Genomic DNA, 13,230 nt, shown 5'->3' with positions numbered 1-13,230 from the left:
TCTATTTAATTAATTATTTTCTCATACTCTTTATTTTGTTAGAGTATAACATAACTCCGCCAGCTAATATTATGAATATACCTAATATAGTATAATCTCTAGTAGAAACTCCACCAGTCTTAGGTAGATCGGATGTATTGCTATTGGTATTATTTGATCCAGCATTTGTATTGCTTGATCCGTTACTTGTATCTGTTCCTGTGGTTGTATTACTTGCAGGTGTTTGATCAAGCCCCTTAGCACTAACTAATGTAAAGGAACTGAATTTATTAATAGTAAATTCAAGTCCAAGTTTATCACCATTTTTATAAGAAACAACTTTTCCTTTTATTAATTCTTTTGTTCCATCATGGTGTTCTACATAAACCGCAAGATTATTTAGTATATCTTTACTGTCTTTTGTTATTGAATCTGGCAATGGAAGAACTAAAGTCACTGTACGGTTTTCCATATTTGTTTCTATAGTCATTGGTCTTCCTATAACTTCTACAGTATTACTATTTGCATATTTCTTGATTTCTGAAGCATCTTGTAACCTATCTTTTACAGATTTTATTTCAGAAGCTTGCTTTATTGGAACTATTCTAAAATAAAGATCATCATTAAAGTTAGTCAATGAGCTGTTTGGAACAATAATTCTACCGTTCTCTGTATACACTTCAAGATCAAGCTTATTCTTTAATATTTCAGTTAAAGCTTCTTTTGGTGCACCAACATATACTTCTGAAACTTTATCATCAGCATCTGGAACTGAAAGACGTACATTAGTATATCCATTTTCTACTGCCTTTTTAGCAGCTTCCTTTGCATTGCCTTCAGTTATATTAACATTGTCTTTAACAACTCCATCTGAAGTTGTTGTTCTAGTAATGGTTGTCTTAGTAACAGATGAACCACCACCTATATTTCCAGTTTCAACATCAGCATTAATTACTTCTTTCTTAATATCTGATTTGTTTACTACTAAAACATATTGTTTTTTAGTAGTATTATCCTGAGCAGTTACTACTATGTTAATAGTATTTGCTCCAGTTTTTAATGCTACATCATCCTGTGAAGCCTTACCATTGATAGTTACACTAGCAAGATTATCGTCAAGTACAGGATTTACAACAATACTTGAAACACTGTTATCTACATCAACGTTAAACTTTAAAGTAGCTGAATTAAATATTGGGCTTAAAGTACCTTTATTAATAGTTAATCCCTTTAGATTAGCATTTGTAGATGGATTATTTTTTATAACATTAAGGTTAAAATCTACAGTCTCCTTAATATTATTTTTTATTAGTGTAGCGGTAAGAGTTAATGAAGCATCTCCATTAGCATAAGTAGGTCTTACAACCTTACCTGCTACATTTATTACATCAGCTTTATTAGATGACCAGCTTACTGTAACACCATTAGCTCCTGCAGTTGGAAGTGTTATATCCTTACTTACTTTGCTAGCGCTATCGCCATAAGCATATCCTATCTGTAGTGCATTTTTTGCTTCCTCTACTAACTGAGTATCACTCTTTATTACAGTCACCTTACCTTCTGCTACCTCAGTACCTAGTCCCTTCCCTAAGGCATCAGTGAAAAGTAAGTTGTTTGGAGAACTCTCATCTATAGTAAGAGCTTTATCTCCAAGGTTATTAGACTTAATTTTTATTTTTACTGAATAAAGTTCTGCTGCGCTGTTTATAGTCTTATCTCCAGCAGTAGTATCCACCCATGCTGCTTTTAAGTATCCTGAAGTGTTATCAAAGTTTGACCAAAAGCTTGAGCTCTCACCATACTTATTAGTAATATCCATCACTTCAAAAGTAGCTGGGTCATAGTTAATCTGCATACCATAAGACGCTATTCCACTTCCTGGCTTACCTATACTTACAGGCACTTCTACTACATCTCCAACAGATCCTTGCACATTTCCTATAGTTACTGCAAATTTACTACTTGTCATTGTATTTATCAAAGCTTGAACTGCTTTAGCTTTAATTCCGAAAAAAGACACTAATCCGATGACCATTATTAAGCTAAAGCAAATACCTAGTGCTTTTCTAAAGGACTTCGATCTATAATTCATTTTTTTATCCTCCTAAGTTATGTTATAAACATCTATTAATATATAGAATGGCTTCCAATATATTGGTATATATTTTGATTGTAAACATCCCATTCCTTTGAATAATAGACGTTATATCCACCGATGATGCCCTTCTTTCTTACAACAGTATTGCCATCTGCAACTATTGGCTTGCTTCCAACAAAATTAGGATCACCAAGCACATCCACTATTTGACCATTTTGCTTTACAACCAAAGCATTGGTTATAGCTGAGGACATATAAAGTTCCTCATTATAATATGTAGCATTACTTATATCAAAGAAATCATAAAATTGAGAATCAAGTATTATATATGGCATGTTTTGGTATCCACCAATAGGAACGGTTAATACTCGTTTAGTCTTTGTAACTGGATTCCATTGATGCACTTCTAATGAATATGGCGATTTTGTAACATCAGGATAATTTATACCAGTATTGTTAAATACCTCTAAAGCAATTCTTCCACCTGGGCCTTGCAAATATTCAGATATAAACATGCCAGAAACCTGTGGTCTTTGCTTAATCATTGAGTCAGTTATGGTTATATCTGACCAAGATCTTATTCTATTGTAATTATCCACAGAAACAGCATATATGTGCTGACCACTAGTAACAGGAATGTTAGTAGTACTTCCTAATATATTAGTGTAAGCTGAAGCAGAATCATTAGCATTAGGTCTGGTATACTGACCAGCAGCTCCAACTACATACTTTATAGTTCCAGCAGGCAACGCTGAAGCTTTAGTATTGTCTACAACATCTCCTGGTCCAAAAGTAAGTCCAGCTACATTAAGTGCCTGACCTTCTATTTCTGCTTTTATAGACATAGGCTTGGTTGTTATATCTTGTCCACTTTCTAATCCACTTCCCTTTACTGTAATGCTGAAGTTATTATAATCTGTATCAAAGTCAGCTCCTGAATTATCTAATAGAACCATATATGAATTAATATCATACGGAACAACTGCAACAAGTTCTACACCTGCAGGTGCATTGTTAAGTGTAAAATCTTGTTCCGATACATTATCTTTGAAATTATCTCCATTTATTCCAACCACTATAGTTGCTCCTGATAAAGAACTTTCTGTAAGTTCGCCACCACCAAATACTGAAACACTTAAGTTTCTTGTTGATATTTTAAGTACTGCCGAATCGTTTTTAGCTGATTCATTGCCTGCTTCATCAGTAGCAGTTATAACATAGTTATACTTTCCTTCTGGTAGATCCCCTATATTTTTAGCTGATACAGAGCCATCTTGTGCACTAACACCGAGGGTTATAGGGCTTTGTAGCTCATCTGAATCAACCTTTCCATCTCCATTTGCATCATTCCATAAGTAAGCCTTAACAGTAGCTCCACCTTCTGAGATTGCTCCTGCTACTCCAGAAATACTGTCTTGTTTAGGAGTATCATTATTTATAAAGTTGACCTTACTTATGTCTACTGAAGGAGCTGTAGTATCAGGAATTATTACCTTAGAGCTTGCAGAGCTCAAAACTGATTTACCAGTTTCTTCTCCACTTACAGCTAAAGGAGTAACCTCGAAGAATATGTATTTATCTCCATCCTCTGAACCTAATGTATATTGCTTTGAAGTAGCTCCACTTATTAGTACCTTGTCGCTACCATCTTCCTTTGATGCTCTATACCACTTATATACTGAAGTTCCTTCTGCATCATTTTCATCATCAGCATAGGTATAGCTTGCTGAAAGTGTCTCTCCAATTTTTGCTGTTCCAGTTAGTGTAACATTACTAGCTACTGGAATATCATTTGAATTAGTTATAGTTAAGTACTGGCTAGATATGAACTTACCACTTTCTACTGCACTTGCTTTTACATCTATTAAAGCATCACTAATAGTTGCATCAAAATCTGTACCATCAAAACCTAATGTTATTTCCACTGAACTCTCATCTATAAAGGAAAGATTCTTTATCCTAGTTCCAGCTGGTGCATTTCTTAAATCAAATTCACCTGAAGTTGCTGCTTGCTTAAATGAATCTCCTCTTAAAGTTAAAGTTAGAGTAGCTCCTTCAAGATTATTCTCTTCTAAAGCTCCTCTGTTTGAAATAGATACATTTAAATCTCTTATAGCAAAGCTTAGAACAGAACTTTCATTCTTAGATGATTCATTGCCTGCAACATCTGTTGCTGTTATTACATACTTATACTTTCCTGGAGTTAATTGTCCTATACTAGCTGGAAATACTGATCCATCAGCCATACTAGTCCCTAAATTTATAGGACTTAGTAGCTCTAGGCTATCAATCTTATTGTCATTATTAATATCAACCCATGGGTAAGCCTTAACTGTTGCTCCACCTTCAGATATAGCATCAGCTATTCCCGAAACTGCGTCAGAAAAAGGAGTATTATCTGTAAATACAAACTTGCTCGTATCTACGGTTGGTGCAGTTGTATCTGGTATTATAATCTTTTCACTGGCAGAACTTATAACTGTTCTTCCAGTTGTTCCTCCACTTACTGCTACTGGAGTGACTTCAAAGAATAGATACTTATCTCCATCTTCTGATGTTAATGTATATTGCTTTGATTGAGCTCCGCTTATTAATACCTTATCCGAACCATCTTCCTTTGAACCTCTATACCATTTATATAATGAAGTTCCTTCTGTATCATTTTCATCGTCAGTATACTTATAGCTTCCAGTTAAAATTTGTCCAACTATAGCTGTTCCAGTAACTTTCATATCAGCTGCTACTGGTGCATCGTTAGAATTTTTTATTACTATACTATCTACCGAAATATCTTTTCCACTTTCTACAGCAGCTGCTTTAACTTCTATAGCAACGTTATTACTATTAGCATCAAAATCAGTACCATCAAAGCTTAGTGTAACTTCAACATGTCCTTCATCAACATACGAAACATTACTAATACTTACTCCAGCCGGAACATTACTTAATACTAAATCGTTTGAGGATATGCTGTTTTTGAAAGAGTCTCCTTTTAAACTTAAAGCTAAAACAGCTCCATTTAGGTTATTCTCTTCTAGTTCACCTAAATTAAGAACATATGATTTCAAACCTCTTGCTACTATATTAATAACTGCAGTTTCATTCTTAAGAGATTCATTTCCTGAAGCATCTGTAGCCGTAATTACTACCTTATATCTTCCAGGTGTTATGGAACCTAAATTCTTAGCAAACACTGAACCGTCTTGCGCACTTACCCCTAGATTTATTGGCATTTGAAGCTCAGCTTCATCCACCTTCCCATCTCCATTTGTATCATTCCATAAATAAGCCTTAACGGTAGCACCGCCCTCTGATACTGAACCAGCCATACCAACTATTACATCTTCTGCTGGACTTAAGTTATCTGTAAATATAAATTTACTTACATTTACTGTTGGTGCAGTTGTATCAGGTATTACTACCTTTTCACTAGGTAAGCCTAATACTGAATTACCGTTTACTTGACCAGCTGAAGCTATTGGAGTAACCTCAAATAATATGTACTTGTCTCCATCCTCTGCGCCTAAAGTATACTGCTTAGAAGTAGCTCCATTTATTACCATCTTATCTGAACCATCTACCTTTGAAGCTCTATACCACTTATATGCTGAAGCTCCTTCTGCATCATTTTCGTCGTCAGAGTACTTATAGGTTGCAGTTAAGGTTTCTCCAACCTTTGCTGTTCCTGTGACTTTAACATCACTTGCTACTGGTGCATCATTGGAGTTCTTTATTGTTTGGTTATCCGTTGATATAGCCTGTCCACTAGCAACTGCAGTTGCTTTTACTTCTAAAGCAAAGTTATTAATAACTGAATCAAAGTCAGTACCATCAAAGGCTAACGTTACATTTACATTTCCTTCATCAATGAATGAAACATTTTTCACATTCAATCCTGCTGGACCGTTCTTTAACGCTATATCTGATATAGCTATTGTGTTCTTAAAAGAATCTCCTTTTAACTTTAAGTTTATCGAAGCATCATTTATATTACTTTCTTCCATTAAGTTTCTGTTAGACAGACTAGCTTCTAATGCTCTAACCGCAATATTTAGAACATAAGCTTCGTTTTTAGCTGATTCATTTCCTGCATCATCTGTTGCTGTAATAACGTATTTATATTTTCCTGGTAAAAGATCTCCAACATTCTTAGATGATAGAGAGCCATCATGCTCACTTAACCCAAGAGTTATAGGCGCCTGAAGTTCTGTGCTATCAGCCTTGTTGTCTCCATTAGCATCTATCCATAAATATGCTTTAATAACTGCACCTTTCTCTGATACTGCACCAGCTAGTCCATTTATTGTATCTTCAACAGGACTTTGATTATTAGTAAACTTAAACTTAGTTAGATCTATAGAAGGCGCTGTAGTATCTGGAATTATTACCTTTTGGCTTGCTGCACTTACGTTAACACTACCACTTGAAATACCCGTAGTAGCACTTGGAGTGACTTCAAATAATATGTACTTATCTCCATCCTCTTCTGTTAAAGTATATTGCTTAGATGTAGCTCCATTTATTAATACCTTATCAGAGCCATCTGCTTTAGTAGCTCTATACCACTTAAAGGTTGATGTACCTTCTAAATCGTTGTCTACATCCATAAAGATATAGTTTCCATTTAAAGTTTGTCCAACTGTTGCATTTCCATCTATGTATACCTTTGTAGCTATAGGAGCATCATTTATATTTCTTATGCTAACTGCTGAGTTCGAGAATATACCACTATTAGGCTTACCTAAATAAGTATTCATAATCACATCTGCGTCAGCATTTGTTATCTTTCCATCTTCATTTAAATCCATACGGCTTTTATCTGCATCTGTTGGAATATCCTTACCACTAGTAACACGGTATATTAATAAGGCATCTGCTGTGTTGATGAAGCCGTCTCCATTTAAATCACCTAATTTATTCAGCTTAACTTCAAATTTGTCTACCAATGTTGATTTATCATCTGATGCTGTAACAGTGATTATGACAATACCTATAGACTTTACGTTAAGAGTTAAGGTACTTCCACTAACATTTGGAGTAATTATATTATTGTCACTGGACAATGCAGTTATAACAAGCTTGCTGCTATCAAGCATATTAAAATGCTGAGATAAATCTATTGTTATATTAGAACCTACTACATTTGCGCTAGGTTGCATCCAAGCAATATCCTGTGATATTGCTATACTTTTCTTAGGAATTATGGTATCAGCCTTTACCTCTTTCATATATAAAGTAGAGGTGGCAGCCAATATAGAACATGAAATCAAAATAGATTTCTTAATATTAGAAGAATATCTAAAGTTGCCAAATTTATTGCTCATCTTCTCTCTCCTTTTTGCGAACATATCTATTTAATACTATACTATCTTAATAAAAATTATTCAACGAAAATCATTATTTAAATTTGAATTTTCTAAAAATTAATAATAATTTTCCATATAATACTGCTGTATCCACATCATATGTCTATGAACACTAATTCATTAATATGGATATTTGGTTTCTAAATAAATATAAACTGCTCCATATCAACAATGCAACTATTTTGAGCAATTCCAAAATACCGTTTACATTGTTGTTTTATGAAGTAGTTTATCCTTCTTACTTATAAAAATTATATTTTTATTTATTGTTATAGTTTAAATTTATTGTATCTATATATATTTCGCAAAAATTTTTCTCATCTTTATCTTCATATGAAAATATTAATTTTTATTTATTGGCATGAATACTGTTTTTTCCCTTGGACTCAAAAAATATTCTTCAACTCTGTCTATCCACTTATTGAAGTGTTCTGTCTTTAAGTGCTCTTCCATAGCTTCTTCAGATTCATATACCTCATATAACAAAAACTTCCCTGCTTCATCTACAGTTTGTAAAAAGTCAAATCTTATTACTCCCTTTTCCTCTAGAGATCCTTTTTGATTTTCTAATGTAGCCTCAATAAATTCCTCTATATATTCTGGTTTTATATCAAATTTAACGCTTTTTACTATCATAACTATTTCTCCTCTACTTAAAACATATTGACTCTTTACGCAAGCTCATTTAAGCATTTCATGACTAACCACTCAATTTCAACACAATTTAATAAAGCCATTCTCATAAATATTATAAGTTATGCTTTAATAACTTGTATTGAAATAAGCTTCATATATTCATTTTTATCTAGATTGGTAAGAGTGCTTAACAAATCAGTCTCATAGGCATTACCACAAACAATATAACCTTCCGCCTCTATGCTAGATAAAAGCCTCTCGTAGGCAATATACATAGTTTCATAAGAACCTTGATGATAGGTAGAAGCATATATACCAGCTGGTTTCTCAAACTTTACTATATCTATTCCATTAAAGTTTTCTGCTATGTTTATACCAAAATAAGCTGTATTTCTAAAGCTTCCCTTTAAAATATCTTCCTTTTTTATTATATTACACACTGGATTCTCAAAATCAATTTGAAGAAGCTTAGAATGATTACAAAGCTTTATAAAGCTTTCCATATAAGTCTTTTCATCAGGCTCTTTACATTCTTCAACCATAAATAACTGCTTGTCTTCTTCTGAGAACTTAACTGCTTTAAAGTCATTAACAGTAATAACCTTTTCAAGAAGCCTAGCCCGTCCGTCTATCTTCTTACGAATTCTGTCCATTTTTTGAATTTCTAATTCTAGTTTTTCCTTTTGCTTTCTAAGCATCTCGATACAGCTTTGTGCATTACGTTCTTTAAGATACTCTTTTAACACAGTGATGGGAACCCCTAAGTCCCTAAAAGTTAATATAGAATCTAGCTCGTCTGCCTGCTCCAAAGTGTAATATCTATATTCTTTTTCCCTCTTAGCTGGGGAAATAAGTCCTATTTTATCATAATAAATAACTGTTTGTTTTGTAACTCCAAGCATTTTTGCAAGTTCACCGGTAGAAAGATATATTTTATCGCTCATTTTAATATGACCTCTTGACTATATAGTTACTATACCCCTTATTATAACTATTGCATAATACTTATACAATATAAAGAAAATGGGGACAACATATGCTTGAAACAAAGAAAAGATTACTTAACAATAAAAACATGATAATAGCCATATTTGCTTTAGCTTGGCCTTCTATTATAGAGCAAGCGCTTCAAACTATAGTACAATATGCCGATTCTGCTATGGTAGGACGTATAGGTCCTGAAGCTTCTGCTGCCGTAGGACTTACAACAACAGTAACTTGGCTTATAAACAGCCCTTTCTTTGCAATGGGCATCGGTGTATTAGCTTATATATCTCTATCCATAGGCGCTAAAAAATATGAAAGGGCAAAAATAGCAGCTGTTCAATCAATTTTAATAACTCTAATACTTGGTGTTATGGTTGGAATAATTACCTTGTCTGTTAGCCCGTTTCTCCCTAAATGGCTTGGAGCTGATGTTTCTATTCAAAGAAATGCATCTCTTTATTTTGGGATTATATGTATTCCAATGATATTTAGAGCTTCAAGTATAATATTCGGAGCAGTACTGCGTTCCACTGGAGACATGAAAACTCCTATGATGGTTAATCTTATTATGAACGTGGTCAATATCGCCTTGAACTTTCTGCTTATTTATGATACCAGAACTTTGGTTATAGGAGGCTTTAAACTTCATATTTACGGAGCAGGTTTAGGAGTGGTTGGGTCTGCCACAGCAACAGCTATAGCACACTGTATAAGCGGTTCATTGATGTTCATAGCGCTATATAGAAACAAGCTAGTATCTCCTAAAGGACAAAAGATACGACTTAATAAGCCAATAATGAAAAAATGCATAGAGGTAGGTTTTCCAGTATCCTTAGAGAGAGTTGCAACTTGCTTAGGTCAGGTGGTATTCACCTCACTTATAACAAGACTTGGTACTGTAGCTCTTGCTGCTCATTCAATTGCAATTACTGCTGAACAAGCTTTTTATATACCAGGTTATGGTATGCAAGCTTCTGCTGCCACTCTTGCAGGAAATGCCCTAGGAGAAAAAGACGAAAAAAAGCTTCACCACACCTCTACTACAATAATAGGAATTGCAGTTGCAGTTATGACCATAACTGGTGGTATACTTTTTCTATTTCCTAACTTTATGATGTCCATATTTACTCAAGATCCTACGGTTATAAAAACTGGCGCATCAGTGTTACGAATCGTAGCTATTTCTGAGCCAATGTTCGGTGCTCTAATAATCTTAGAAGGAATTTTTAATGGTGTAGGTGATACAAAGACTCCATTTTTCTTCTCAGTATTCTCTATGTGGGGCATTAGAATCCTGTCAACCTTCTTATGCGTCGCTGTGTTTGGACTTGGGCTAAAAGCTGTTTGGTTCTGTATGGTAGCAGACAACGTAGTAAGATTTTCACTATTGCTAACCCGCTTCATAAGTGGACATTGGAAGAAGAAACTGAAATTTGACAAATAAATTTTATAGATAAAATACTGTCTGGGTGAAATACTATAAATAAAAATATGAGAGGTATGAAAATGTATAATATTATATTATTTATTGTAATTGGTCTTTTGGCCGGTATTTTAAGTGGTTTATTTGGTATTGGCGGAGGAGTGATAATCGTTCCTGCACTTATATACTTATGCAGTTTTTCCCAGCTCAAAGCCCAAGGCACCTCGCTAGCTGTTCTACTTCCTCCAGTTGGCATTTTGGGTTTTATTGAATACTACAAGAATGGAAATGTAGATATAAGAGGTGGTATAACAATATGCCTTATGGTTCTTATAGGTTCTTTAGTAGGAAGTAAAATTGCTCAGGCTATATCTCCTGATTTATTAAAAAAAAGCTTTGCTTTATTCATGATTGCAATATCTTTAAAAATGCTTTTTGGTAAATAGGACTTATTCAAATAATAGTTATACTTAAAAATATGCTTGAAATTAAGTGGTTATAAAAGAGCGGCTACATAATCGAGCTATTAGCCTAGGCTCATCTAAGCATCTAATGACTGACCACTTAATTTCAACAGGTTACTTTAACATAGTCTAAATAATAAGTTCTAAAAAGTAGTATTACTTATTAATCTTATCCTCAGTAATTTTCTCTATCACCAAAGTACCGACGCTTTCTCCTTGTAGGTCATTCTCCAACTCGTAGACTTCTCTAAATTTTAAATAGGTATTTTCATCAACCTGAATAGTATGTCCAGCCATTATAACAGCCTTTGTTTCATATGCATAATTAAATATGCTCTCAAAAATATCATATATCTCTTGAGTTTCTTCTAAATTACCAAAATACGCATACTCATATATATCGTATAAATTATTTCCCTTTGTAACAAACCAAACTCCATTGTTGTAAGGTATTTTTATAAAACTTCTCCAAACCATCATCGCTGGAGTTGTTGCAAATATCTTCGTCTTTTCATCTTCTACCATTCCTTCAATCAGTGAAGGAATTAAACTATTCCAACTATAAGGATTGGCTAGTCCTACTAAATCACAATTCAAAAATCCATAAGCTAACTTCGAATAAGCATTTAATATTTCATTCTTATCCTTACATTCTCCTTCATAAAACGCAATGATGTGATATTTATGTTCTTTCATTCTAAGAAGCTCAACTTCATTCCCATAAGAACAGTTTATTGTGTAATCAGCTATTTCATTTGGAATTGGAGCATCTATACCAAACAATCTAAAGGTATGATTATTTATTCCAACATAGCAGTATAAGCCTTCTTTTCCGTCTAAATCAAACAAAGGCTTTATCCAAACCTTGTCATTATCAATTTGCTTTATTCTCTCTTCAACTTCTTCATTTTTTAAAGCAAAGGAATCGTAAAATAACATATATAATGCAAAGCTTGGCTCATTGTTCTTTATTACTTCTTCATTACTAGTATTCTCAGTCACCATCTTATTTACAGTGGTATCTTGTCTATTCTCTTCCCTGTCTTCTTTCTTTTTAGGCCTCTTCTTTAAAAAATCAAACATTCTCAATCCTCCAATTATAATTTAAGCCATATTAAACACTGTACTGTAATATTGCTAAATCTTAATAACTTTTTTAAAAATAATGTAATCACCTATTTTTAAGTATGCCAGTAGTTTCTTCTATCATCTGCCTTGCCCAGTTATATGCTCCTCTATCTGCATATTGTCTATAATCACACTCTAAAACTGAGATTAAGAATAAATATAGATCATACCACCTAACACGCTTTTTCTGGTTATCAGTCAATACATCTACTCCATAGCCCTTATAAAAATCCTCATCGTATCCATAAGACCTAAATCCTACCTCCATAAGCACATCTGCCCATAGGTATCTCTCAAAGTCTATTAATCCAGTTATATTACCATCCTTAACAAAAACATTACCAGCCCACAAATCCCAATGTACTAATTTGGGTTCTTTAACTTCCTTAAATATTTCTTTATCTTTTACTAGCAGCCGTCTTATAGTTTCAGGCTCAACACCTATATCAATATTAAGTACCTTGGCATCATAAATAGCATCATTAATCATACTATAAAAGACCTCAAACCATTCAACACCTTGCTTATCTGGCTGTCCGTAGTATCCAAACTTTTTTCCTTTAAAGCTGTTTATAACTTGGTTATACTCTCCAACTTTATAATTAATATTATTTTTTTCAGTATCATTAAGCTTTTCTCCTATGGAACTTAGACTCTCTCCGGGGAGCTTGGACATAAAAAAATAATCTGAATCACATAATTCATTACTATTATCGTAATAAAGAACCTTAGGAACTGGTATATTAGTATTTTTTTCAATTAGCTTCATAACCTCAACTTCTGTTTTCATTATATTTTTCTCGTGGGTCATGATAATAGTATCTTTAGATGGGGCAATTTTAAGTATTGTATACCTACCATCTGATAGTTTTACTCTATAAGCTACATTAAAAAATCCTTCTGTCAATTCTACTGCTTCTATCATTTTTACGTCACAAAAAGCATTATGAACCATATCATTTATTATATTATCCGATTGTTTATTCTTTGTTGAAGTTTCCATGAGCACCTCCAATTTAATAACAAAACATACACAATTATACAGCATATGAATAAATATTTACAGCTACAATTTTTTTGGTTTTATCTTTTCACAATCATAAGTATTTGAACCATTTGTCCATACTTATCATAAAATTCACCTGCTAT

Annotated in this window: 8 protein-coding genes; 2 read left to right on the top strand and 6 right to left on the bottom strand. The window is 33.4% G+C overall.

What is annotated here, in order from left to right; genetic code table 11:
• Positions 1-13 precede the first annotated feature (13 nt).
• The 4 genes from GXK57_RS11735 to GXK57_RS11720 form a co-directional block, all read right to left on the bottom strand.
• Positions 14-2,071, bottom strand: coding sequence for an immunoglobulin-like domain-containing protein (locus GXK57_RS11735; protein WP_160676160.1), 2,058 nt, complete (start codon positions 2,069-2,071; stop codon positions 14-16).
• A 35-nt stretch (positions 2,072-2,106) separates the two neighbouring features.
• Complete coding sequence (locus GXK57_RS11730; RefSeq protein ID WP_160676157.1) at positions 2,107-7,401, bottom strand: dockerin type I domain-containing protein; 5,295 nt, start codon at positions 7,399-7,401, stop codon at positions 2,107-2,109.
• 384 nt (positions 7,402-7,785) lie between these two features.
• Positions 7,786-8,079: a putative quinol monooxygenase gene (locus tag GXK57_RS11725; protein WP_160676154.1), complete on the bottom strand. Its 294-nt coding sequence runs from the start codon at positions 8,077-8,079 to the stop codon at positions 7,786-7,788.
• Positions 8,080-8,198: 119 nt separating this feature from the next.
• A complete protein-coding gene (locus tag GXK57_RS11720) occupies positions 8,199-9,023 on the bottom strand; it encodes a MerR family transcriptional regulator (protein ID WP_160676152.1) in 825 nt (274 codons plus the stop codon).
• 92 nt (positions 9,024-9,115) lie between these two features.
• Here GXK57_RS11720 and GXK57_RS11715 point away from each other — a divergent pair, with 92 nt between their 5' ends.
• Positions 9,116-10,510 carry an MATE family efflux transporter gene (locus GXK57_RS11715; protein ID WP_160676140.1) on the top strand — a complete coding sequence of 465 codons (1,395 nt, stop codon included), beginning with the start codon at positions 9,116-9,118 and terminating at the stop codon, positions 10,508-10,510.
• 62 nt (positions 10,511-10,572) lie between these two features.
• The gene (locus tag GXK57_RS11710; RefSeq protein ID WP_160676138.1) at positions 10,573-10,935 is read left to right on the top strand and encodes a sulfite exporter TauE/SafE family protein; all 363 of its coding nucleotides are present in this window, start codon (positions 10,573-10,575) and stop codon (positions 10,933-10,935) included.
• Between the two features lie 174 nt (positions 10,936-11,109).
• Here the strand turns inward: GXK57_RS11710 and GXK57_RS11705 are convergent, their stop codons facing one another.
• Both GXK57_RS11705 and GXK57_RS11700 read right to left on the bottom strand, forming a co-directional pair.
• A complete protein-coding gene (locus GXK57_RS11705; protein WP_243156409.1) occupies positions 11,110-12,036 on the bottom strand; it encodes a hypothetical protein in 927 nt (308 codons plus the stop codon).
• An 88-nt stretch (positions 12,037-12,124) separates the two neighbouring features.
• The gene (locus GXK57_RS11700) at positions 12,125-13,084 is read right to left on the bottom strand and encodes an aminoglycoside phosphotransferase family protein (RefSeq protein ID WP_160676135.1); all 960 of its coding nucleotides are present in this window, start codon (positions 13,082-13,084) and stop codon (positions 12,125-12,127) included.
• Positions 13,085-13,230 lie beyond the last annotated feature (146 nt).

This window comes from Clostridium sp. C8-1-8 (assembly GCF_009928445.1).
GTDB lineage: Bacteria > Bacillota > Clostridia > Clostridiales > Clostridiaceae > Clostridium_AR.
Note: the sequence above shows the minus strand (reverse complement) of the source record. Positions and strands in the feature narration are given on the sequence as shown.